Origin of the sequence: Peristeroidobacter agariperforans (assembly GCF_004138335.1) — a bacterium.
In the GTDB taxonomy this organism is placed as follows: domain Bacteria; phylum Pseudomonadota; class Gammaproteobacteria; order Steroidobacterales; family Steroidobacteraceae; genus Steroidobacter; species Steroidobacter agariperforans.
Genome location: NZ_RYFW01000001.1, coordinates 984,991 through 1,008,840, shown reverse-complemented (window position 1 = coordinate 1,008,840; position 23,850 = coordinate 984,991). Strand labels below are relative to the sequence as shown.

Below are 23,850 nucleotides of genomic sequence, written 5' to 3'. Positions count from 1 at the left end.
CATCATAAATTCTTTAAATACTTAATCTCTAATTAAGATTGCTAAGGTGACCACGATGAAGTTCAGCGCTGAGCGGGAAAGCATCCTCGCGCCACTCCAAGCGGTAATCGGCGTTGTGGAACGGCGCCAGACCATGCCGATCCTGGCCAACGTCCTGATTTCCGGTCGCGGCGAGCAGCTCTCGATCACGGCGACCGATCTGGAAGTGGAGTTGGTGGCCAAGGCCAACGTCTCGCTGCAAACCCCCGGCGAGATCACTCTGCCCGGCCGCAAGCTGCTGGACATCATCAAGGCCCTGCCGGACAAGGCCCAGGTCACGATCTCGATCGAAGGCGAGAGAGCCACGGTTCGCTCTGGCAAGAGCCGCTTCACCCTGGCGACTTTGCCGGCGAGCGACTTCCCGACGGTCGAAGACATTCGCGCTCAGAAGGCGCTGCTGATCTCCCAGTCCGCCCTGCGCCGCCTGCTCGACAAGACCCATTTCTCGATGGCTCAGCAGGATGTGCGTTACTACCTCAACGGCATGTTGCTGGAAGCTGACGGGAAAACGCTGCGAACGGTTGCGACTGACGGGCATCGCCTTTCATATTGCGAGACTATGCTCGAACACGAGGCCGGCGCGGCCCAACAGGTGATCGTTCCACGCAAAGGCGTGCTCGAGCTCCAGCGCCTGCTCGCTGGTGAAGGCAATGTCGAGCTGGCGATCGGAACCAATCACGTTCGCGCCCAGATCGGCGACATTCGCTTCACTTCGAAGCTGATTGACGGTCGTTTCCCGGAATATGGCCGCGTGATCCCGAGCAATCCGACCAAACGGATCAATGCCAATCGCGATGTGCTCCGCTCGGCGCTCCAGCGCGCAGCCATTCTTTCGAACGAAAAGTACCGCGGGATTCGCTTGGCGGTCCGCCCCGGCGTTTTGCTCCTGCAATCCCATAATCCGGAGCAGGAAGAGGCCGAGGAGGAGTTGGAGATCAATTACGCCGGCGAGGAGCTGGAGATTGGTTTCAACGTGAACTACCTGCTGGATGCCCTGGCGGCTGTTGATAGCGGCGACGTGGTGATCGGCCTCACCGACGCCAACAATAGCTGCCTGCTGAGCTCGGACAGCGCACCGCAGGCCAAGTACGTCGTCATGCCGATGAGGCTGTAAAGCAATGACGGGCGTGCACCGGTGCTGACTGCGATCACGGTAGACAACTTCCGTTGCATCGAACACGCCAGCCTCGATTTCGATTCACGCTCGACCGGCGTTCTCGGTGACAACGCCTCCGGCAAGACCAGCTTGCTGGAGGCGATTTACTTTCTAGGGCACGGACGTTCGTTCCGGGCTGCCCAAGCAGAGAAGCTCAGGCGCGAGGGCGCCAGCTTCTTTCGGGTCGTTGGCCGAATCGCCACGCATCGCGGCTTGCTGACGGCGGGCCTCGAACACACCCAAGGCCGCACTCAAGGCCAGCTCGCCGGGCAGGGCATTTCCGGGATCGCGGACATCGCTGAAGTCCTGCCCCTGCAGATCATCGATCCCGGTGTCCATCGATTGGTGGAGGAGGGTTCGGCGCGCCGGCGCCGACTGATGGACTGGGGAGTGTTTCACGTGAAACGTGAGTTCCTCGGTTACTGGCGCCGCTATCAGCGCGCCCTATCTCAACGGAATGCCGCCCTGAGAACCGCTCACGGTGAGGAGCTGCTGCATGCCTGGGATCAGGACTTCTGTGCTGCCGGCGCAGAGGTCGACCGCTTGCGATCGCACTATGTCGAGGAGCTGAAGCCTCACTTCGAATCCCTGGCGACTCGCCTGGTGGGCCCCGGCACGACGCTGACCTATCGTAGGGGCTGGCCGGCAGAGGTCGACTTGAGAGAGGCCCTTCGCGACTCCATTTCTAGAGACCTGCGGCTCAAGACCACCCATGTCGGCCCGCACCGGGCGGATCTCGGATTTTTGATCGACGGGACGCCGGCGAGGGACCGGGTTTCGCGCGGCCAGCAGAAGATGCTGGCGGCCGCATTCATCCTCTCTCAGTTGCAGTGTCACACCGCTCTAGGGGCGGTGCCGACCACCCTCATGTTGGACGATCCGGCGGCCGAGCTGGATGTGGATAACTTGGGGAAACTCCTTCTGGCGATCGCCGAGATCCCCAGTCAATTGATCGTCACTTCGGTCCACGAGCGGGGACTGAAGGGCATCGAAATCGGCCGTAGGTTTCACGTGAAACAAGGCCATTTCGAGCCGATGGTATAATGCCGCCGCACTTATTTCAGGCCGGACCATGACAGATAAAGACGTCTACGATTCCAGCAAAATCAAAGTCTTGAAGGGCCTCGACGCGGTCCGCAAGCGCCCCGGAATGTACATCGGTGACACCGATGACGGGACCGGTCTACATCACATGGTATTTGAGGTCGTCGATAACTCAGTCGACGAAGCACTGGCGGGTCACTGCTCCCAAGTGATCGTCACGATCCACGCGGATCAGTCGGTCACGGTGTCCGATGACGGCCGTGGAATACCTGTGGATATCCATCCGGAGGAGGGTGTTTCGGCGGCCGAAGTCATCATGACCATCCTGCACGCCGGCGGTAAGTTCGACGATTCCTCCTACAAGGTTTCCGGCGGACTCCACGGCGTCGGCGTCTCGGTGGTGAACGCCCTATCCGAGTACCTGCTGCTGACCATTCATAAGGAAGGCCGCCTGTACCAACAGGAGTACCGCCTGGGTGAGCCGCAAGCGCCGCTCGCCGAGGTCGGTACCACCCAGAAGCGCGGCACCATCATCCGCTTCAAGCCGAGCTCCGCGACTTTCACCAATATTGAGTTCGACTACAGCATTCTGGCCAAGCGCCTGCGCGAGCTGTCGTTCCTCAACTCAGGCGTCCGCATCGAACTCATCGACGAGCGCGACGACAAGCACGAGACCTTCCACCACGAGGGTGGCATCAAGGAGTTCGTCCGCTACTTGAACCGCAATGCCCAGGCCATCCACGACACCATCATCTGGTTCCGGACGCAGGAAGGCCCGATCACCGTCGAGTTGGGGCTGCAGTGGAACGACTCCTACCAGGAGAGCATGAGCTGCTACACGAACAACATTCCTCAGAAGGACGGCGGCACCCACCTGGCTGGCTTTCGTAGCGCCCTGACCCGCACGCTCAATGCCTACATCGACAAGGAATTCGCGGCCAAGGACAAGGTGGCCATGAGCGGCGACGACGCCCGCGAAGGCCTGACCGCGATCCTGTCCGTGAAGATGCCGGACCCGAAGTTCTCGTCGCAGACCAAGGACAAGCTGGTCTCGTCCGAGATCAAAGGCATCGTAGAGTCGGCGGTGGGCGCCAAGCTGGAGGAGTTCCTGATGGAGCATCCGCCGCAGGCCAAAGCCGTCGCTAATAAGGTGTTGGAAGCTGCCCGTGCCCGCGAAGCGGCCCGGAAGGCTCGCGAGATGACTCGCCGCAAAGGCGCCCTCGACCTGGCCGGTCTGCCGGGCAAGTTGGCGGACTGCCAAGAGAAGGATCCGGCGCTGTCCGAGATGTTCCTGGTCGAGGGTGACTCCGCAGGCGGCTCGGCGAAGCAGGGCAGGGATCGGCGCACTCAGGCCATCCTGCCGTTGAAGGGCAAGATCCTGAACGTCGAGAAGGCGCGCTTCGACAAGATGCTGTCATCGGCCGAAGTGGGCACCCTGATCACCGCGCTCGGGTGCGGAATCGGCGCGGACGATTTCGATGTGACCAAGCTGCGCTATCACCGCATCATCGTCATGACCGACGCGGACGTGGACGGCTCGCACATCCGTACCCTGCTGCTCACCTTCTTCTATCGCCAGATGCCGCAGCTGATCGAGCGCGGGCACATCTACATCGCTCAGCCGCCGCTGTTCAAATTGAAGAAGGGCAAGTCCGAGCACTATGTGAAGGACCAGGCCGAGCTCGATTCCATGCTCCTGACCTACGCCCTGGAAGATGCGCAGCTGTTCGCCGATCCGGCCCAGCCGACGCCGATGACGGGTTCAGCTCTGGAGACTCTGGCTCGCCGCTGGATGGAAGTCGCCTCGATCATCCGACGATCGTCCCGGCGCTACGACGAGCGAGTGCTCGAGCAGCTGCTGTACATGCCCGAGGTCACGCCCGCGAATCACGATCAGCTCGACTGGCTGACGCAGTGGGGCCGCACGCTGGAGACCCAGCTCAACGCTTACGACGATGCCGCTCGGAAGTATCGCGTGCGAGTGCTGGCTGCTGTGGATGGCGGAACGCCTCGCTTGCTGGTTGCTCGCATCGAGCACGGCATCACCCAGGAGAAGCACATCCATCGCGAGTTCTTCGAGTCGGCGGAGTATCGGAGCATTGCCGACCTCGGGACGACCCTCGCCGGACTGTTCAAGCCGGGCGCTTACATTGCGAAGAACGACAGCAAGCAGGAAGTGGGTGGCTTCAAAGAAGCGATCAACTGGCTGCTCGAGTCTGGTCGTAAAGGGCAGAGCATCCAGCGCTACAAAGGTCTGGGCGAAATGAATCCCGAGCAGCTTTGGGACACGACCATCAATCCGCAGACTCGTCGTTTGATCCAGGTGCGGATCGAGGATGCCCTGGCGGCGAACGACATCTTCGCGACCCTGATGGGCGACCAGGTCGAGCCGCGGCGTGAGTTCATCGAGAAGAATGCACTCGCGGTCGCCAATCTCGACATTTAACTAAAAGCTAATGTTGGGTGGCAGAAATTCTGGATTCTGCCACCCAACAATCAAGAATAATTATAGCTAGCCGGCAGCGATCGGCCGACCCGACGCATCCGACACGCCACTCTCCCCAGTCGAGGACAGCGTTGCGAGCTTCTTCTCGATCCACGTCCGCACTTCCTCATTGAGCTCACGAGGATCGCGGCCTGCCGCATCGATGGGCGGGCCGATGACGACGCGAATCGTGCCCGGCTTCTTCACCCAGCCGCGGCGAGGCCAGAAGTATCCGGCGTTGTGAGCGACCGGAATAATTTTGCACCCGGCTTTCGATGCGAGCAGCGAGCCGCTGACGCCGTACTTGCGAGTCTCGCCGACGGCCACGCGTGTGCCCTCAGGAAAGATCAAAACCCACAGGCCTTGTTCCAGGCGCTGCTTGCCCTGCTCTACCACTTGAGTCACGGCTGTCGCGCCAGCCTTGCGATTGATGGCGATAGGCTTGAGACATTTCACGGCCCAGCCGACCAACGGGATCCACATCAGCTCGCGCTTGAGTACCCAGGCCTGCGGCGGAAAGACAGCGGCCTGCGCGATGGTTTCCCAGGCAGATGAATGCTTCCACATGGAAACATGCGCGCCCGGCGGAATGTTTTCCCTACCCTCGACCGTATAAGTGAGACCGCAGAGCTTTGCGAGCAGCCACATATTCACGCGACCCCAGCTCCGCGCAATCGCGTACAGCTGTTGGCTCGGTAGCCAGCCAAACGCGAGCACGACTACTGCATAGAGCAGCGTCCCAACGAACAGCGAAGTGGTAAATAAAATCGACCTCAGCAGCTGCATTCAGATGCCTCGTCCTTCCTAACCCGGCAATCGCGACAAATCCGCCACCTGCAGGAACAGTCCACGCAGCCGCACCAGCAAGCCTAATCGATTCGCGCGGACGTCCGGATCTTCGGCCATCACCATCACCGAATCGAAGAAGCGATCCACGTCGTCCTTCAAGGTCGCGAGCTGCGTCAGTGCGCCGGTGTACTCACGACGGGAGAACAAGGGATTGACCGCCCGCTCCATGGAAACAACGTGATCGAACAGCTGGCGTTCCGCCGGCTCGCGGAACTGGCCGATTTCCACGATCCCGGAAAGGTCGCCAGTGGCTTTGCGCAGAATGTTGGCAATACGCTTGTTCGCGGCGGCCAGGCTCGCCGCTTCAGGCAATGTCAGGAACCCTTCCAGCGCCTGCAGGCGGATGTCGAGATCGAGCGTCGATTGCGGCTTGCTCGCAAGCACGGCATCGAACATTTCAGTCGTGACCGCACGGCCGCCCGCATCTTCCAGGTACGAGGAACGCAGGCGCTCCATCAGATAACCCCAGATCTCATCGCCGATGTTTTCAGGTGCCGTAACCGGCTGCAACGAGACCGCCGCGTCCACCAGCCGGCGCAGATCCAGATCGAGCTTGTGCTCGTTGATCGTGCGCAGGATGCCCAACGCCGCACGCCGCAGACCGTATGGATCTTTGGTGCCGGACGGCTTCTGGCCAATGCTGAAAATGCCCGCGATGGTGTCGAGCTTGTCGGCGACCGACAGCGCGATGCCGGTCTTCGTGGCAGGCAATTTGTCACCGGCGAAGCGCGGCCAATATTGTTCCTCGAGCGCTGTGGCGACTTCGGCAGCTTCGCCGTCGAGCTGCGCGTAGTACTTGCCCATCAAGCCTTGCAGCTCGGGGAATTCTCCGACCATCGCCGACAGCAAATCACATTTGCTCAGCTTGGCCGCGCGTGCCGCGAGTTCAGCATTGCCACCGATGCTTTCGGCGATCCGCTGCGCGATCGTAACGACGCGAGTGCTCTTATCAGCCAGCGATCCCAGCTTCGCCTGGAAGGTCACCGCCTTCAGTGCGGCGAAACGCGCCTCGAGACGTTCCTTCCGATCGGTGTCCCAGAAGAATGCCGCGTCGGCCAGGCGTGGACGCACGACCCGTTCATTGCCATCGCGCACCCGATCCGGTTCGCGGCTGGCGATGTTTGCAACGGTGATGAAATAGTTCATCAAGTGCCCGTCGTTGCTGCGCACCGGGAAGTAACGTTGATTGTCCTGCATGGTCGCGATCGGCACTTCCTGCGGCAGACGCAGGAACTGTTCATCGAAGCGCCCCGACAGAGCGACCGGCCATTCGACCAGCGCCGTGACTTCGTCGAGCAACCAGTCTTCGATGACCGCCTGGCCGCCTATCGCGTCGGCCAGCGAATTAACTTCGGCGCGGATGCGCTCACGACGAGCTGCAACGTCGGCGACGACATGCCCCTTCTCGAGCAACACTTCGGCGTACTTTGCGGGATTGCTGATCGCCAACTGCTTCGGCCCGTGGAACCGGTGGCCCTGCGACTGCTTGCCCGCCGGAATGCCCAGGATCTCCGCCTCAACGACGCTCGTACCGAACAACATCACGACCCAGTGAACGGGACGCACGAACTCCTGTGAGCCCGCGCCCCATCGCATGCGGCGGGCGATGGGCAGACCCTCGAGCGAGGTGGTCACAATGCCCGGCAGCAGCGTCGAGGTAGCGGCGCCCGGCTTCGAGCCTTCGAACTGCAGCACCTTGCCCTTGGGACCGTCGACCTGCACCAGCTGTTCGATAGTCACGCCACACGATGCCGCGAAGCCCAGCGCCGCCTTGGTCGGCTGACCATCGGGACCGAAGGCATTCGCAACCGAGGGGCCCTGACGTTTGATCTGTTGATCCGGCTGTTGATCGGCAACACCGGCCACGAATACAGCTAACCGGCGCGGCGTGGCGTACCACTTCACGTCGCCGTGTTTGATAGATGCGTCATCGAGGCCTTTGGTCACACCGGCCGCAAAGGCCTCGGACAAAGTGAACAACGATTTCGGCGGCAGTTCTTCGGTGCCGATCTCAACCAGAAAGTCACGTTTGCTCATGCTGTGGTTCCAGCTTCGGCGCCCGCGCGATTCAACATCGGGAAGCCCAGCGCTTCGCGGGTCTTGTAATAGGTCTCGGCGACTTCTTTCGCGAGCGCGCGCACACGAAGGATGAAGCGCTGGCGCTCGGTGACCGAGATGGCCTTGCGTGCGTCGAGCAGATTGAAAGTGTGCGATGTCTTGAGCATCTGCTCATACGCCGGCAGTGCGAGACCGCTCTCGAGCAGCTTCTTGCACGCCGCCTCGTGATCGTCGAAGTGACGGAACAGCAGCGCCGTATCCGCCAGCTCGAAGTTGTACTTCGACTGCTCCACTTCGTTCTGGTGATAAACATCGCCGTAGGTCACGCGGCCGAGCGGGCCGTCCGCCCACAGCAGGTCATAGACGCTCTGCACGCCCTGCAGATACATCGCCAGGCGCTCCAGGCCGTAAGTGATCTCGCCCATCACCGGCTTGCAGTCCAGGCCGCCCACTTGCTGGAAGTAGGTGAACTGCGTGACTTCCATGCCGTTCAGCCAGATTTCCCAGCCGAGACCCCAGGCGCCGAGCGTTGGCGATTCCCAGTTGTCCTCGACCAGGCGAATGTCGTGAGTGAGCGGATCGAAGCCGAGCGACGCCAGCGAGCCGAGGTACAGATCGACGATGTTCGGCGGCGACGGCTTCAACACCACCTGGAATTGGTAGTAGTGCTGCAGGCGGAAGGGATTGTCGCCATAGCGACCGTCCGTCGGCCGGCGCGAAGGCTGCACATACGCCGCGCTCCACGGCTCGGGGCCAACGGCCCGGAGCAGGGTGCCGGTGTGAAAGGTGCCTGCGCCCATCTCCATGTCGTAGGGCTGCAAGATCACGCAGCCTTGCTTCGACCAGTACGACTGGAGGGCGAAGATCAGGTCTTGAAAAGTCCGCGGCGGGACGACGGCTTTCGATGCGGCCATCTGGGGTCCGGTCAGTGGGGAAAAGCGCGCGAGTATACCGTGCGGGTTATGTTCCAAGGCCGCACACGTTGAGCAGTAGGTCTCACCGGGCGCAGGCCGCAACCCCCGTGAAACGACGACCTGCTACAGATTGGGGCTGGGGCATGACAGGGGATGCACACGTATGGTGCAGTCTCCAGACGGTGTGCTCCAATTTGGAGCGTAGTTCTGTAATGTTTTCCGGGCCGCTCCATCAAATCCAAGCATTTGCGCCATGACGGTGCGCTGGCATGCTTCCTGCAATTTTGTCTGGCGATTCGGTGGGCCCCGCTCGAAGAACACTCAGCCATGGCCCGCAGCCCTCAACAACCTCCTGGCGTCGTAGCGGCGAGCGGCCCGGGACATCTCAATCTCGCTGTCTACCGGAGGAGAACTCATGACGACCCCCGCTGAAGTCCTCAGCATGCTGAAAGAGAAGGAGGTCAAATACGTTGACTTGCGCTTCACGGACACTCGCGGCAAAGAGCAGCACGTGACCGTCCCGGCGCACACCGTCGACCAAAGCTTCTTCGACGACGGCAAGATGTTCGACGGCTCCTCGATCGCCGGCTGGAAGGGCATCAACGAGTCCGACATGGTGCTCATGCCGGATGCCAGCACCGCCGTGCTCGATCCGTTCTTCGAGGAAACCACGCTGATCATCCGCTGCGACGTGCTCGAGCCCGCGACCATGCAGGGTTACGAGCGCGATCCGCGTTCGATCGCCAAGCGCGCCGAGGCCTACCTGAAGTCCACTGGCGTCGGCGACAAGGCGCTGTTCGGCCCCGAAAACGAATTCTTCATTTTCGACGACGTGAAGTACGGCACCAACATGCAGGGGTCGTTCTTCGAGATCAATTCCGTCGAAGCCGCCTGGTCTTCGGGCAAGAGCTTCGAGGGCGGCAACATGGCGCACCGTCCGGGCGTGAAGGGTGGCTACTTCCCCGTGCCGCCGGTCGACTCGTTCCAGGACATCCGTTCGGCCATGTGTAATGCCCTCGAAGAGCTGGGCATGAAGGTCGAAGTGCACCACCACGAGGTGGCGACCGCCGGCCAGTGCGAAATCGGCGTGAACGCCAACACGCTGGTGAAGAAGGCTGACGAAGTGCAGATGCTCAAGTACGCGATCCACAACGTCGCGCACGCCTACGGCAAGACCGTGACCTTCATGCCGAAGCCCATCGTCGGCGACAACGGCAGCGGCATGCACGTGCACCAGTCGATCTCGAAGGACGGCAAGCCGCTGTTCGCGGGCGACAAGTACGCCGGCCTCTCCGATCTCGCTCTTTATTACATCGGCGGCATCATCAAGCACGCCAAGGCCATCAACGCGTTCACGAACGCCAGCACCAACAGCTACAAGCGCCTGGTGCCGCACTTCGAAGCGCCGGTGATGCTGGCGTACTCGGCGCGCAACCGTTCTGCTTCCATCCGTATTCCCTGGGTGTCGAACCCGAAGGGCCGTCGTATCGAAGTGCGCTTCCCGGACTCGACCGCGAATCCGTATCTCGCGTTCGCGGCCATGATGATGGCCGGCCTCGACGGCATTCAGAACAAGATCCACCCGGGCGAAGCCGCGGACAAGGATCTGTACGACCTGCCGCCGGAAGAAGCGAAGAACATTCCGGAAGTCTGCTACTCGCTGGAACAGGCGCTGCAGGCTCTGGATGCGGACCGCGGCTTCTTGAAGGCCGGCGGTGTGTTCACCGACGACGTCATCGACGCGTACATCGCGTTGAAGATGCAGGAAGTGACCAAGGTGCGTATGTCGACGCACCCGCTGGAGTTCGAGCTGTATTACAGCGTGTGACGACAGCAGTCAGCGGCGGTTCACGTTGGACGCCGGGTTTTACCGCCCGGCGTTCAGCCCGGAGCCGGCATTTTGGATGCAGGCCGCTGATACGTTTTTGATTATGGTGACGGCCATCACAAATGCGCCGTCGCCGCTTTTGTCAGGTCGAGGTGGAGCGGCTATGCTCATTACATATGCGTACGGCGCTTTATGTTCTCCTCGCACTGGCGGCACCGGCCTTCGCCGGTCAGACCGTTTACAAGTGGGTGGACGAGAAGGGTGTCACGCACTTCTCCGATCAACCCACGGCGGGTGCGGAAAAGGTGGAAATGAGCGGCGGCGTGAATCGTCCCGCCAGTCCGCCGCCTACTTACGCGCCATCAGCGCCGCAGGAAACGCAAGCCAAAGCCGGTCCGGCTTATTCGCGCTTCGTCATCGTCAGTCCCCAACAGGATCAGTCCATCGTCAACACCGGTGGCAACGTCACCGTGCAGCTGGCGGTGAGCCCGTCGATGAGCCGGGGCCATTCCGTGGCGTTGTATCTGGACGGCGCGCCCGTATCGGATTTCAACCCGAGCGCGGAGAGTTACGAGTTCTCGAACATGCCGCGCGGCACGCACACCGTGAAGGCAGTCATCACTGCGAGCGGCCGGACGATTCAAGAAACGCCGGTTGTTACTTTCCACGTGCGCCAGGAGTCGGCCGCGCAGCCGCCGGTCGGTCCGGCCATGCGCAGCAAACCGCCGAAGCGTGCGGCGGGCAACAAGCTGGCGACCAAGCAGCCGAGCTACGCCGCGTTGAACGGCAGCAAGGCAGCCATGGATCCGCGCACCAACTTGCCGGTGCGCACCAAGCCCGCCCCCGTGGTGCCCCCGAAGGCGCCCGCGAAGCCGAAGCCCGCGCCCGTGGGCCCGAACACCGGCAAGTAATATTTGTTTCCGTCCGCGTGCCGCTCGAGCGAGCGGCCGCGTCGCTCCTTCGCACGTGGCCACGGTGAAGGACGCGAATGGCTGCACAGCCCTCACATCTCATGGCCACCGCTGACTCCGCGCGCATCCTCGACAGCCTCAGCACCAGCGTGCTGATCGTCGATCGCACGCGCTCGCTGCTCTTTTTGAATGTTTCGGCCGAGACGCTGTTCGGCGTCAGCCGCAATCAGGTGCGCGGCCGTCCGCTGGCTGAATTGTTAGAAGACTCTGCCGTGCTCGACGAGGTCATCGCTCGCGCGGCCACGACATCGCGTCCTTTCTCTCGACGTGAGCTGCAGCTGCGTCCGATCTATGGCGACGGCGAGCTGGTCGTCGATTGCACCGTGGCCCCTTATGAGGAGAGTGGCGCCCCAGGCGCCGTGCTCATCGAGATCAGCGACGCCACTCAGCACCAGCGCATCACGCGCGAAACTGCACTGCTGACTCAGATCGGCGGCAGTCGCCTGATGATTCGTCAGCTCGCGCACGAGATCAAGAATCCACTCGGTGGATTGCGAGGCGCCGCGCAGCTGCTGGCACGTCAGCTCGACGATGCATCGATGCGCGAATACACGACGGTCATCATCAGCGAAGCCGATCGCCTGGTGACGCTGGTCGACACGTTGCTCGGTCCCGGACACCTGCCCCGCAAGAAATCGATCAACATTCACGAGCTGCTCCAGCACGTGGGTCATCTGCTCGGGGCTGACGCGCCACCCGGCGTCGTCATCGATCGCGATTACGATCCGAGCCTGCCGCCGCTGCACCTGGATCGCGATCTGATCATTCAAGCGATGTTGAATCTGGGCAAAAACGCCATGCAGGCGCTGGCCCAAACCGCCGGTCGCAGCGGACGGCTGGTGTTGCGCACTCGTGCGCTCACCAATGTGAATATCGGCGCGCGTCGGCATCGACTGGTTGCCAGCGTGCAGTTCGAGGACAACGGCCCGGGCGTGCCCGAGCATCTGCGCGACACTTTGTTTTATCCGCTCGTTACGGGGCGAGCCGACGGTACTGGACTTGGTCTGGCAGTGGCGCAAGACCTGGTGAGTCGTCACGACGGCCTGATCGAATTCGAGAGCAGGCCGGGTCTAACCATCTTTACTATTTTGTTGCCATTCCATGTTACAGACCACACCGGTGAAGCCTCTTAACGTCTGGCTCGTCGACGACGATGCCTCCATCCGTTGGGTGCTGGAGCGCGCGCTGCGCCAGGGCGGCATGGCGCCCACAGCCTTCGATCACGCGGACACGGCGCTCGCAGCGCTGCGACGGGATCGACCCGATGTTTTGATTACTGACATTCGCATGCCCGGTCGCAGCGGCCTGGAGCTGTTGACGGAGATTAGAGATAACCAACCCGACTTGCCGGTCATCGTGATGACCGCGCATTCGGATCTGGATAGTGCGGTCGCTGCCTATCAAGGCGGCGCGTTCGAATATTTGCCGAAGCCGTTCGATATCGATCAGGCGGTCGATCTGGTGCGTCGCGCGGCTCAGCAAAAGACGCGCGTCGAGGAAGCTTCGACGGAAGCGCGGCGTATTCCCGAAATGCTCGGCCAGGCGCCGGCCATGCAGGAAGTGTTTCGTGCGATCGGTCGGCTGTCGCGCTCGAGCATGACGGTGTTGATCACGGGCGAATCGGGCACAGGTAAAGAGCTGGTTGCCCGCGCCTTACATCGTCACAGCCCGCGTGCGAACAAGGCGTTCATCGCGTTGAACACGTCGGCGTTCACGGCTGATCTGCTCGAGTCCGAATTGTTCGGTCACGAGAAAGGCTCGTTCACCGGCGCGGACTCGCAGCGTCGCGGACGTTTCGAGCAGGCGGATGGCGGCACCTTGTTTCTCGACGAAATCGGTGACATGTCGCCGCAGCTGCAGACCCGTCTGCTGCGTGTGTTGGCGGAAGGCGAGTTCTATCGCGTCGGCGGCCAGGTGCCGGTGCGAGTCGATGTGCGAGTGATCGCGGCGACTCACCAGGATCTGGAAGGGCGAGTGAAGCAGAACCTGTTCCGCGAGGACTTGTTACATCGCCTGAACGTGATTCGAATCGAAGTACCGCCACTGCGTCAGCGCCGTGAAGATATTCCGGAGCTGCTGATGCACTACCTGACCGAGGCAGCGGTCGAGCTGGGTGTCGAGTCGAAAGTGTTGACGCCGGAGGCGGCAGCGGCGCTGTCCAACTTTGACTGGCCGGGCAATGTTCGCCAGGTGGTGAACGCGTGCCGCCGCCTGACGGTGACTGCGCCGGGTCGCGAGATCAAAGCCGAAGACATTCCAGCCGATCTGGGCGGTGTGCCGGGACCGGCGAAGTTGCAGGACGAATGGACCCGCCAGCTCACCAACTGGGCCGAGAAGCGCCTCGCCGCTGGCGAGACCCCGCTGCTCGACGACGCCATGCCCGAGTTCGAACGCACGCTGATCCGGGCGGCCTTGCGTAAAGCAGAAGGTGGCCGCCAGGAAGCGGCGAAGCTGCTCGGCTGGGGCAGAAATACCCTGACGCGCAAGCTCAAAGAGCTGGCGATGGACGACGAATAACGCGGCCATCGGTATCAGGTGTTGCGCGGCTTCGCCGCGCTGATCAAGACAGCGCCATCGCTCATCAACGCAGGCGCTGTTAATCTCCGCGACTGTTCGCTAGCAGGGCGCTGAGTTGTTCCACGTCATTCTTTTCCAGCCGGAGATTCCTCCGAACACGGGCAACATTATTCGCCTGTGCGCCAACTCCGGCTCGTCGCTGCACCTGATCCGGCCGCTCGGTTTCGACATCAGCGAGAAGGCCGTGCGCCGCGCGGGGATGGATTACGCCGACCTCGCGAATGTTCGTGCGTGGGATTCGTTGGACGAGTGCTTCAACGCCATTTCCGTGAAGCGCTGGTTTGCAATCTCGACGCGCGGCAAGACTCGTTACGATCAGCCGCAATTCGCGCCGGGCGACGCCTTCGTTTTCGGGCCCGAAACCCGCGGCCTGCCGCAAGATCTACTCGAGACTTGCCCGGCCGAGCATCGGCTCACGATCCCGATGCGTGCCGGCAATCGCAGTTTGAATCTTTCCAACGCTGCCGCGGTGATCGTGTACGAAGCGTGGCGACAACTCGGATTTGTCTGAGCCTCAGGGCAGGTTCAACTGCCAGGACACACCGAAGCGGTCATTCACCCACGCGAACTTGCGACTGAAACCGTAGTTGGCGAGCGGCATCAGCACCGCTCCGTGTTCGGACAGCGCCGTGACCAGCTTGCTTTGCTCTGCTTCGGAGCTGCAATCGATGAAGAAGGAAAACGCCGGCGTGAAAGTGAAAGCATGCTTCACGGGACTGTCGATGCACATCACGCTCTGACCGGCGATCGAGAGCGTGGCTCGCAGCACCGAGCCTTCCTTGCCGGCCGCTCCCGGGCCGTAGCGCTGGATATCGGTGATCCGGGTATCGGGAAACAGCGAAGCGTAGAAATTCATCGCCGCTTCGGCTTGTTCTCCCTGGAACATCAGAAAGGGTTGGATCGATTCCATCAGCTCACTCCGGCTTGAGCGCCCGACTCATCAATTCCTTCACCGCATCTTTGGGCGCAACGCCTTCATAAACGACGCGGTAAACCTGCTCGCAAATCGGCATCTCCACGCCCGCTCGCTGCGCGACGGTTCGAACTGCATTGGCGGCGAGCACGCCCTCAACAACCTGGCCGATCGTCTTCTGTGCGGCGTCCACCTTCTCGCCCGACGCCAGCGCCAAGCCAAAGCGCCGATTGCGCGATTGATTGTCCGTGCACGTCAGCACCAGATCGCCGAGCCCTGCCAATCCCATGAATGTTTCTTTCTTCGCGCCCAGCGCAACGCCCAGGCGAGTCATCTCGACCAAGCCGCGGGCGATCAAAGCAATGCGCGTGTTGGCGCCGTAGCCCAGGCCATCGGAAATGCCCGCGCCGATCGCCATCACGTTCTTGATGGCGCCACCGACCTCGACGCCGGTGATATCGGTCGACGTATAAGCGCGGAAGTTCTGGCCGGAGAAACGCTGGGCCAACTCGGCAGCGAAACCAGGATCTGAGGCAGCGATTGTCATCGCCGTCGGCAGCCCGGCGCCCACTTCCTTGGCAAACGTCGGTCCTGAGATCACGGCGGTAGGCACGCTTTCGCCCAACACCTCGCGCGCAACCTGGTGCGGCAATAAGCCCGTAGAGACTTCGAATCCTTTAGTCGCCCAAGCCACGCGGGCATCCGGCAACAAATGAGGAGCGATTTCCTCGAGCATCCCGCGCAGGGCATGACTGGGCACAGCCACGATGACATCGCGACTCGCCTGCAGAGCTGTCTTTAAATCGGGCTCGATGCGCAGCTGCTCCGGAAACGCAGCAGCTGGTAAATAGCGTGCATTACGCCGATCGCGTTGAAGCTCGGCGAGATGCGTCGGATCGCGCCCCCACAGCACGGTGGGAAGCGCGACGCGAGCTAACTGGATCGCGAGCGCCGTGCCCCAAGAGCCGGCGCCCAGCACTACGCATGTTGAGCCGTCGGCCGCCGCCTCTGGCGCGACAGACATGGCGCGATCAGTTGACGGAAGGAGCGCCCGGAGCCGCCGGCTGCTGCCCTTGGCGAGCCGCCGCTTGGGCGAACAGCGCGTCGAAGTTCACCGGCGGCAGCAGGAACGGCGGGAAACCGCCCTTCATGAGCAGATCGGAGATCACCTGGCGAGCATAGGGCAGCAAGTAGTTCGGGCAGAAAATGCCGAGCAGACGCTGCATGTCGGCCTGCGGCACGTTGCGGAGGCCGAAGGCGCCCGCCTGCTGCAACTCGACCAGCCAAAGCGTCTTGTTGTCCGCCTGGGCTTCGACGCGCACGGTCAGCACGACTTCCTTCATGTCACCGCCAATGTCGTTGACCGCGGTGTTGAGGTTCAGGTTGATCGTGGGGTTGGTGTTCGGATTGACGCGCGGGCCGGTCGGCGCCTCGAAAGACACATCTTTCAGATACACCGCCTGCGGCGCGAACTGCGGCGCATTGGGGTCGGCGTTCTGGCCGTTGGAGGCGGGTACTTCGTCAACCATGTCGAGTCCTCTGTCGTATTCGTCGAATAATAATGAGCGCGGACATGAATGTGACTGGACCCGCGCCTATAGCGCCCTTACCTGGGCAATTGAGCGAGCAGTTTATCCAATTCGCCGGCTCTATCGAGAGCCGCGAGGTCGTCGTAGCCGCCGATATGGCGTTCGCCGATGAAGATCTGCGGCACGGTGCGGCGGCCGTTACTCTTTTGCAGCATCACTTCGCGCTCGCCCGGCACTTCGTCGACCTTGATCTCACGAAAAGCCGCGCCCTTGCGCTCCAGCAGATTGCGCGCACGCTGGCAGTAGCCGCACCACCCGGTTGAATACATCACGATTTCGCTCATCAGTGCTTACCGTCCTTCTTGGCGGCACCTTTGACCAACGGCAGGTTTTCCTGCCGCCAGCTGTTCAGACCACCGCTCAAGGTCACCACTTTGTTGAAACCCGAAGCGCGCAACTGGCGCGCGGCTCCGGCCGAGGTAAAGCCGGCATCGCAATAGACGATGACCGGCTTCTCCTTGAATTTCTTCAAGGATTCCGCGCGGCTGCCTATTTCAGCCGCAGGGATGTGGCGCGCCTCGATGATGTGTCCAGCCTCGTAATCCTTGCTGTCTCGAACGTCGACCACCAGCGCGCCGGTGTTGGCGAGCCGGACCGCATCCGCCGTGCCGATGGCGCTGGCGCCGCGAGAGCGATGACGCATCTCGATCACGATCGCAAGAACGGCGAGAATCGCCGCAGCGGCGATCAGGAACGGATGGTTGGTGGTGTATTCAAAGAATCGATTCATTGCAGCAGATCGGGATTCAACCCGTGGGGCTGGCAAAAGGGCGCGAAGTATAACAGCCGGGCCGATGTCCCAGTTTCCCGAGGCCCGGGATCCGGGTTTAGCCTAGCCAATGTCAAATTTGCGTCTCGCGGCCGCGCTGGCGGCTCTGATCACAGTCTTGGGCACACTTGGGTTGGGGACCGTGGCTTTTCAAGCCTGGGCCGCCGGCGCGCCCACCCCTGCCGCCAAGGAAGCCGAGCTCAAGCAGGTTCGTAATCGAATCGACTCCATCCGCCGGAGCATCCAGGCCGAAGCCGAACGCCGTGACGCGCTGGCCGGGCAGGTGAAGGAAGCCGAGCTGAAGATTCAATCGGCCCGCGAGCGGCTCTCGGATGTACGCGCCCGCCGGATTGCCGCCGAGAACCGGCTCTCCGATCTGAAGGCCGAGCAGCAGACTACCAACAAGCGCATCGACGATGAGCGGGATGCGCTCGCCGCCGAAGTGCGCGTTGCTTATATGAATGGCCGTCAGGAGCAGCTGAAGCTGCTGCTCAACCAGCAGGATCCAGCGCAGCTGGGACGCATGCTGGCGTATTACGGATATTTCGGTCGCGCTCGCGCCGAGCGCATTACAGCGATCGGTGAGCATCTGGCCCATCTCGAGCTGCTGGCCGAGAGCATTGCCACCGAAACCGACCAGCTGCGACAGCTCGAGGAAGATCAGGCGAAGAACGTGAAATCGCTCGCCGGCGCCCGCGATCAACGCGCCCGCACGCTCGCCCAGGTGCAATCGAAAATCAAAAACCGCAACGACGAGCTCGCGAAGCTACAGCGTGAAGCGCAGGCGTTGGAGAAACTCGTCGAAGAGCTGCGTCGGGCCATCGAAGAATTTCCCGAGCTGGCTGAACAGCCGTTCCAGCGGGTGAAGGGCAAGCTGCCCTGGCCGGTGAAGGGCTCGCTACTGGCGCGCTTCGGAACGTTGCGTGCCGGCGGACCTCTGAAATGGCAGGGCATGGTCATCGCCGCCGACCGCGGCACCCAAGTGCGCGCGCCGTATTACGGTCGTGTTGTTTACGCCGACTGGTTGCCGGGCTTGGGACTGCTCGTCGTGCTCGATCACGGCGGCGGCTATATGAGTTTGTATGGTCACAACGAGCAGGTCTATCGGCGCGTCGGCGACCGCGTTCAGCCGGGCGATGTGCTCGCCGCTGTAGGCGACGCGGCAGGCATGGGCAAGCCCGGTTTGTACTTCGAGATTCGCAAAGGCCGCACGGCGCTCGACCCGGCCGACTGGCTGGCCAAGCGCTGACTGCGCAGCGGGACGGAGTCCGAAGCGGCTGGTCAGCCGATTCAGCCATGGACTGATTGTCGCTACCAGCGTCGGGCTGACAGCCTAGAACCACTGCGCTTAGACGGGGCTCACGGTTTGGGTGCCGTGATCTCTCTGTCACAGGATTTTTCACCATTCCTTGAACGGCGTCCCGGATTCGCGACCGCCGTGGGCCGCATTGTCGCCGCGAGCTGGACGTGTACTATGTTTAAAGGCCGCCGAACTTGAATTCTCATCCCCTCATGTCACGTGTAGTCATGCCGTTTCGTTTCGCGCTCGTGCTGGGCGTCGGCGTCATCATGGGCTTTGGCCTGTCGGTGGGGCGCACGGTCCAGGCGCAGCGGGAGATCGAGCCGCCGACGGCCGTCATGAATGACGAGAGCGATGATGACGGCGAGAAGTCCGTGCCGTGGCAGGACGCGCGCCTGCTCGCGGAAGTGCTCGAGCACGTCCGTAAGGAATATGTCGAAAAGATGTCCGACCAGGAGCTGATCGAAGCCGCCATCCGCGGCATGATCGCCGACCTCGATGCGCACTCGGCGTATCTGGACCCGCAGGAGTTCGACGAGATCCGCATCAGCACCACCGGTGAATATTCCGGCGTCGGCATCGAGGTCGCGCTGGAGAACGGCGTGGTGAAGGTGGTGAATCCCATCGACGGCACCCCGGCCCAGAAGGCGGGCGTATTGCCCGGCGATACCATTCTCGCAGTCGACGACGTACCGGTCAGCGTCGAGAACCTCAGCGACACGATCGATCGGATGCGCGGCAAGGCCGGCACCGCGGTGAAGATCAGCATTGCGCGCGCCGACGCGAAGGAGCCTCTCGAATTCACTTTGTCTCGCGCAGCCGTGCAGGTTCACAGCGTACGTGACCAACTGCTCGACGGTGGCGTCGGCTACGTGCGCATCTCGCACTTCAGCGAAACGACCACGACCGATCTGGAACGCTCGCTCGCGTCGCTGAAGAAAAAGAACGGCGCTGCGCTGAGCGGCCTGGTGCTGGATCTGCGTAACAATCCTGGCGGCGTGCTGGAAGCAGCGGTCGGCGTATCCGACGTGTTCCTCGAAGACGGCGTCATCGTGACGGCTAACGGCCGCGCCGCCGACGCCCGCTTCGAAATGGATGCTCACCCCGGCGATACGCTCGAAGGCGCGCCCATGGTGGTGCTCGTGAACGGCAGCTCGGCTTCGGCGTCGGAGATCGTCGCGGGCGCCTTGCAGGATCATCGTCGCGCGACGCTGGTGGGCCGTCAGACTTACGGCAAGGGCTCGGTGCAGACGGTGCTGCCGCTGTCCGATGGCCATGCCATCAAGCTCACGACGTCGAAGTACTTCACGCCGTCCGGCGCGTCGATTCACGAGAAGGGCATCAAGCCCGACGTGCTCGTGAACGAGAACGATGTGCCCAAGCCGAAGGATGGTGTGGACGTCACCGAGTCCTACGGCAGCAAGGACGACGTCGAGCTGCAGCTCGCACTCAGCACGTTGCAGCAGAAGGCGGTCGGCGCCATTCGTCAGAGTCGCGCCCCGTAACATTGCATGCGCTCGGCTCAGCCTGCTGCGGCCCAAACCCAGGGATTTGCCGCCAGAGCGTTGTTGTGCCTGGAGCTGCTGACGCTCGCGATCGGCGCGCTGCAGTTCGCTTTCGTTCCTGATTCGGTGGAGCGGCCCTTGCTGGCCGCCACTGCGCTCGGTCTGCTCACCGTCAGCATTCTCTTCTCGCGCGTGGTGCCCGCGTTTCAGCGGCCGATCGCGCGTCAGCACTGCATCGACATCGCTGCGCTGATCGTCTGTATCACTTTGTTCGCAGTGGCGACCGGCTCGGCGCACAGCTTCCTCGTACCGCTGTATCTGATTCCGCTGGTCGGCGCGTCGTTGGCCTTCGGTCGCTGGTGGGTTGTGCTATTGCTGACGACCGTCATCGCGGCGGTCGGCTTCCTGCTCGGTGCACTGACACCGCAGATGGACATCGCCGGTCCCGAGTTCGGCGTGCAATTGTTGAGCGTGCTGGCGCCGGGCGCCGCGGTCGCGTTGATCATCGCGGCGTTGATCGAACAGATGAACAGCGCCGTGCAAAGGATCAGCGATCTGGCGTCCACCGATGCGCTGACCGGCTTGCTCAACTTGCGCTCGTTCGAAGAGATCCTGCAGCAGGAACATCGCAAGGCCGAGCGCTTCGGCCGGCCTTACACCATTGTCGTGGTCGACGTGGACAACCTGGCCCACATCAACGAAACGATGGGTCATGAAGCGGGCAGTCAGATCCTGGGCGCGGTGGCCGCGGCCATCACTCGTTCCATTCGCACTTCGGATGTGGCGGCCCGGCTCGGTGGCGACGAGTTCGTGGTGTTGTTGACCGAGGCGGATACGGCGATGGGCGGAGCCATCGCCACGCGCATTCGTAACAACGTTTATGCGGGCACCGTGTCCGTCGCGAATCGGTTGATCCGCGCCAACGTCAATGTCGGTACGGCCAACTTCCCCGAGGATCATCTCTATCCCAAGGAGTTGATGATCCTGGCCGATCAGAACATGCAGCAGGACCGCGCGCTGCGCCGGCCGCCGGAATAAATCCTCAGCCCGCCGCGCCCATCAGAATCGCGCGGATCGCCCAGACCCCGATACCGATCAGCATGATCAGGACCGGGAAGATGCTCAGCCCGAAGCCGAGCGAACGGCTCTTGGGATCGCGCACATATGAAATGGCATAGATGGCGCGGCCCAGAACGAACACCACGCCGAGCGCCGCCGCCCACAGCGGGCTGACGTAAGCGGCGAAAATCCATAGCGTCGGCAGGAACATCACCAGCAGTTCCTGTGTGTTCATGTGTACGCGGAAGTGGCGTTCGAAGATTTCGTTGCCGCTCGTAGCCGGCGCCGCCACACCATAGCGGGTTCGGGCAAAACCGACCTGGAGCGCCAGCCAAAAGAACTGCAGCAGGGCGACTACGGTGACGATTGCGACAAAAGGCATTGCGTTCCCTCATTGACGTACTTGTCGGTCGGCTCCATATCGGACGTATCATTGGCGCGACGGATGTGGGCCGTAGCTTACCCGTCACGTTACGAGGATCGCATCATGACCGGATTTATCTTTCGCGCCGCCATCGTCGCCCTGGGACTATGGCTGGCCACTCAACTCTTCGACGGGCTGCAGTTCGACGGCCCGATGACGTTGCTCGCGGCCGCGGTGCTGCTCGGAATCGTCAACGCCATCGTCCGGCCGATCGCCGTGATCCTCACCTTGCCGTTGACGCTGCTGTCGCTGGGGCTGTTCCTGCTGGTCATCAACGCCGGCATGCTCGGCCTGGTGGCCCTGCTGCTCGGCGGCTTTGCCATCAACAGTTTCTGGACCGCGCTGGGCGCCTCGCTCATCGTCAGTCTCACTTCCTGGCTGGCCTCGGGCATGATCGCCAACAACGGCCGCGTCGAAGTGATCACGATGAAGAAGTAAGCGCGCCCTTCACCGCGACCCGATACAGGATCCAACCGATCACGGCGAAGATCGCCAGGCCCACCAGCTCGCCGAAGTGCAGGAACTCCGGCAACGCCAGCACATCCGCACGCCCGCTGTACACGATGGGAATGGCGATCACGATGCCGAGCAGCGCCTCGCCGGTGATCAAGCCGGCGGAGAACAACACACCCTTGCGATGAATGCGCTCGGCGGCGTCGGGATCGTTGTGAACTCCCGAGGCTCGCTCGACCAGATGGGCCAGCAAGCCGCCAAGGAAGATGGGCACCGTCAGGTCCAATGGCAAATAAATACCGACAGCCGCTGCGAGCACCGGCGTGCGGAAGTTGGCGCCGCGCTTCTTCAGGACTTCATCGCAAATGATGATGGCGGCACCGATCGCCACTCCGATCCAGATCAAGTCCCATGGCAGCTCGCCGCCAAACAAACCTTTCGCTACTGAGGCCATCAGCGTTGCCTGCGGCGCCAGCAGCGGATTCGGATGATCCGGCGTGGGGACGCCGATGCCATACGCCTTCGCAAGCAGGTTCAACACCGGCGCCATCACCACCGCGCAGGACGCTGCGCCGATCGCGAGCATCACTTGCTGTCGCCACGGCGTCGCACCGATCATGTAGCCGGCCTTCAGATCCTGCAGGTTGTCGCCGGCGACGGCTGCCGCACAACAGACCACCGCGCCGATCACGATCGCAGCGACAGGGCCGAGTGGAGCATTACTGCCCATGAGAGCCGCCAGCACCAGCGACGCAAACAGAATCGTGCCGATCGTGATGCCCGAGACCGGATTGTTCGACGAGCCCACCAGACCGGCCATGTACGCCGACACCGAGCTGAACAGGAAGCCGGCGACGATCATGATGAGGGTCATGGGGATCGATACCGCGAAGTTCTGCACGATCGCGTGATACAGCCCCGCCAGCGGCAGGGTGAACACGACTAAGCCGATCAGCACGGCCTTCATCGGCAGATCCTTCTCCGTTTCGGCGACCACTTTCGAGGCGCCGGCGCGTGCCGCTTCGAGACCGCTGCGAATGCCGGACATGAGCGACTTGCGCAGCGAGATCAGCGTCCAGATACCACCGATCAACATCGCCCCGACGCCGAGGTATCGGATCTGCGCGCTCCAGATGGCGCCGGCCGCGTCTTCAGCGCCCGCACCGGCCAGACGAGCCGCGAGCTCGGGATTGCCGTCGAGAAAATAGGTGCTGTAGATCGGGATGGCGATGTTCCAGGAGAGAATGCTGCCGGCCACCACAACGATGCCGATGTTCAGACCGACGATGTAGCCTACCCCGAGCAGCGCCGGCGACAGGTTCGTTCCCATGTACGCGATGCCCTTGCCGATGAAGCCGCCGAACGCAGCTGAGTCGGGCACCAGGCGCAGACCGCTCGCCGCGATGAGCTTGCCGAGGCCGCCCAGTCCAGAAGCAGCTGCGAGCACGCGAATACCGCTGGCGGGATTCTCACCGGCCTTGAGCACTTCAGCCGCGGCTTTGCCTTCGGGAAATGCCAGCTGTTGATCGACGATCAGCGAACGACGCAACGGCACCGAGAACAACACGCCGAGGATGCCGCCCAGACCCGCGATCGTCAGCACCCACCAGTACTGGAAATCGGTCCAATGCCCGAGGATTACCAACGCGGGCACCGTGAAGATCACACCAGCGGCGATCGATGAGCCGGCAGACGCGCCGGTCTGCACGATGTTGTTCTCCAGAATGTGACCGCCGCCCAGCAGGCGTAGCACAGCCATCGAGACGACAGCGGCCGGGATGGCGGTGGCGATCGTCAGACCCGCAAACAGACCAAGATAAGTGTTCGCCGCCGCGAGAATCATCGCGAGCACGACCGACAGAATGATCGCGCGCGGTGTCAGCTGCGGCGGGCTTTGAGTCGCGGGTGTATTCATGG

At 62.3% G+C, this 23,850-nt stretch carries 22 protein-coding genes; 12 read left to right on the top strand and 10 right to left on the bottom strand.

The window, feature by feature from the left end; genetic code table 11:
- Positions 1-55 precede the first annotated feature (55 nt).
- The 3 genes from dnaN to gyrB are packed head-to-tail and all read left to right on the top strand — an operon-like array spanning position 56 to position 4,685.
- Positions 56-1,153 carry a DNA polymerase III subunit beta gene (dnaN, locus tag EK373_RS04410; RefSeq protein ID WP_129641516.1) on the top strand — a complete coding sequence of 366 codons (1,098 nt, stop codon included), beginning with the start codon at positions 56-58 and terminating at the stop codon, positions 1,151-1,153.
- Between the two features lie 21 nt (positions 1,154-1,174).
- Complete coding sequence (gene recF, locus EK373_RS04405) at positions 1,175-2,239, top strand: DNA replication/repair protein RecF (RefSeq protein ID WP_129641515.1); 1,065 nt, start codon at positions 1,175-1,177, stop codon at positions 2,237-2,239.
- Positions 2,240-2,267: 28 nt separating this feature from the next.
- Positions 2,268-4,685, top strand: coding sequence for a DNA topoisomerase (ATP-hydrolyzing) subunit B (gene gyrB, locus EK373_RS04400; RefSeq protein WP_129641514.1), 2,418 nt, complete (start codon positions 2,268-2,270; stop codon positions 4,683-4,685).
- Positions 4,686-4,751: 66 nt separating this feature from the next.
- Here the strand turns inward: gyrB and EK373_RS04395 are convergent, their stop codons facing one another.
- The 3 genes from EK373_RS04395 to glyQ are packed head-to-tail and all read right to left on the bottom strand — an operon-like array spanning position 4,752 to position 8,545.
- A complete protein-coding gene (locus tag EK373_RS04395; protein WP_129641513.1) occupies positions 4,752-5,510 on the bottom strand; it encodes a lysophospholipid acyltransferase family protein in 759 nt (252 codons plus the stop codon).
- Between the two features lie 18 nt (positions 5,511-5,528).
- Positions 5,529-7,610: a glycine--tRNA ligase subunit beta gene (gene glyS, locus EK373_RS04390; RefSeq protein ID WP_129641512.1), complete on the bottom strand. Its 2,082-nt coding sequence runs from the start codon at positions 7,608-7,610 to the stop codon at positions 5,529-5,531.
- Entirely contained in the window at positions 7,607-8,545 is a 939-nt protein-coding gene (glyQ, locus tag EK373_RS04385) for a glycine--tRNA ligase subunit alpha (RefSeq protein ID WP_129641511.1), read from the bottom strand. Before glyQ ends, glyS begins: the two co-directional genes overlap by 4 nt.
- Before the next feature lie 415 nt (positions 8,546-8,960).
- Here glyQ and glnA point away from each other — a divergent pair, with 415 nt between their 5' ends.
- The 5 genes from glnA to EK373_RS04360 all read left to right on the top strand — a co-directional run bounded on the left by glnA (position 8,961) and on the right by EK373_RS04360 (position 14,432).
- Complete coding sequence (glnA, locus tag EK373_RS04380) at positions 8,961-10,373, top strand: glutamate--ammonia ligase (protein ID WP_129641510.1); 1,413 nt, start codon at positions 8,961-8,963, stop codon at positions 10,371-10,373.
- Positions 10,374-10,549: 176 nt separating this feature from the next.
- Positions 10,550-11,284, top strand: a complete 735-nt coding sequence (locus EK373_RS04375; RefSeq protein ID WP_157994212.1) for a DUF4124 domain-containing protein — start codon at positions 10,550-10,552, stop codon at positions 11,282-11,284.
- Between the two features lie 77 nt (positions 11,285-11,361).
- Positions 11,362-12,477, top strand: coding sequence for a nitrogen regulation protein NR(II) (gene glnL, locus EK373_RS04370; protein WP_198683060.1), 1,116 nt, complete (start codon positions 11,362-11,364; stop codon positions 12,475-12,477).
- Positions 12,446-13,861, top strand: coding sequence for a nitrogen regulation protein NR(I) (gene ntrC / locus EK373_RS04365; protein ID WP_129641508.1), 1,416 nt, complete (start codon positions 12,446-12,448; stop codon positions 13,859-13,861). The genes glnL and ntrC overlap by 32 nt, the downstream gene beginning before the upstream one ends.
- A gap of 115 nt (positions 13,862-13,976) precedes the next feature.
- Positions 13,977-14,432, top strand: coding sequence for a tRNA (cytidine(34)-2'-O)-methyltransferase (locus tag EK373_RS04360; protein WP_129641507.1), 456 nt, complete (start codon positions 13,977-13,979; stop codon positions 14,430-14,432).
- A gap of 3 nt (positions 14,433-14,435) precedes the next feature.
- On the opposite strand, the gene EK373_RS04355 is transcribed toward EK373_RS04360, so the two are convergent.
- The 5 genes from EK373_RS04355 to EK373_RS04335 all read right to left on the bottom strand — a co-directional run bounded on the left by EK373_RS04355 (position 14,436) and on the right by EK373_RS04335 (position 17,153).
- The gene (locus tag EK373_RS04355) at positions 14,436-14,831 is read right to left on the bottom strand and encodes a VOC family protein (protein WP_129641506.1); all 396 of its coding nucleotides are present in this window, start codon (positions 14,829-14,831) and stop codon (positions 14,436-14,438) included.
- Positions 14,832-14,835: 4 nt separating this feature from the next.
- On the bottom strand, positions 14,836-15,858 hold the full coding sequence (gene gpsA / locus EK373_RS04350) for an NAD(P)H-dependent glycerol-3-phosphate dehydrogenase (protein ID WP_129641505.1): 1,023 nt from the start codon (positions 15,856-15,858) through the stop codon (positions 14,836-14,838).
- 7 nt (positions 15,859-15,865) lie between these two features.
- On the bottom strand, positions 15,866-16,363 hold the full coding sequence (secB, locus tag EK373_RS04345) for a protein-export chaperone SecB (protein ID WP_129641504.1): 498 nt from the start codon (positions 16,361-16,363) through the stop codon (positions 15,866-15,868).
- 77 nt (positions 16,364-16,440) lie between these two features.
- Positions 16,441-16,707 (bottom strand): glutaredoxin 3, encoded by a 267-nt coding sequence (gene grxC / locus EK373_RS04340; protein WP_129641503.1) that lies wholly within the window; start codon positions 16,705-16,707, stop codon positions 16,441-16,443.
- Positions 16,707-17,153: a rhodanese-like domain-containing protein gene (locus EK373_RS04335; protein ID WP_129641502.1), complete on the bottom strand. Its 447-nt coding sequence runs from the start codon at positions 17,151-17,153 to the stop codon at positions 16,707-16,709. The genes grxC and EK373_RS04335 overlap by 1 nt, the downstream gene beginning before the upstream one ends.
- A 181-nt stretch (positions 17,154-17,334) precedes the next feature.
- Here EK373_RS04335 and EK373_RS04330 point away from each other — a divergent pair, with 181 nt between their 5' ends.
- From EK373_RS04330 to EK373_RS04320, 3 genes are all read left to right on the top strand, one after another.
- Positions 17,335-18,441: a murein hydrolase activator EnvC family protein gene (locus EK373_RS04330; RefSeq protein WP_157994211.1), complete on the top strand. Its 1,107-nt coding sequence runs from the start codon at positions 17,335-17,337 to the stop codon at positions 18,439-18,441.
- A gap of 263 nt (positions 18,442-18,704) precedes the next feature.
- Positions 18,705-19,997 carry a S41 family peptidase gene (locus tag EK373_RS04325; protein ID WP_129641500.1) on the top strand — a complete coding sequence of 431 codons (1,293 nt, stop codon included), beginning with the start codon at positions 18,705-18,707 and terminating at the stop codon, positions 19,995-19,997.
- Positions 19,998-20,003: 6 nt separating this feature from the next.
- Entirely contained in the window at positions 20,004-21,035 is a 1,032-nt protein-coding gene (locus EK373_RS04320) for a GGDEF domain-containing protein (protein WP_129641499.1), read from the top strand.
- A 4-nt stretch (positions 21,036-21,039) separates the two neighbouring features.
- On the opposite strand, the gene EK373_RS04315 is transcribed toward EK373_RS04320, so the two are convergent.
- The gene (locus EK373_RS04315) at positions 21,040-21,438 is read right to left on the bottom strand and encodes an MAPEG family protein (RefSeq protein ID WP_129641498.1); all 399 of its coding nucleotides are present in this window, start codon (positions 21,436-21,438) and stop codon (positions 21,040-21,042) included.
- A gap of 105 nt (positions 21,439-21,543) precedes the next feature.
- Between EK373_RS04315 and EK373_RS04310 the strand changes: the two genes are divergently transcribed.
- On the top strand, positions 21,544-21,918 hold the full coding sequence (locus EK373_RS04310) for a phage holin family protein (protein ID WP_129641497.1): 375 nt from the start codon (positions 21,544-21,546) through the stop codon (positions 21,916-21,918).
- Here EK373_RS04310 and EK373_RS04305 read toward each other — a convergent pair.
- Positions 21,902-23,848, bottom strand: a complete 1,947-nt coding sequence (locus EK373_RS04305) for an OPT family oligopeptide transporter (protein WP_129641496.1) — start codon at positions 23,846-23,848, stop codon at positions 21,902-21,904. The two genes, EK373_RS04310 and EK373_RS04305, sit on opposite strands and share 17 nt — an antisense overlap.
- Positions 23,849-23,850: the final 2 nt, after the last annotated feature.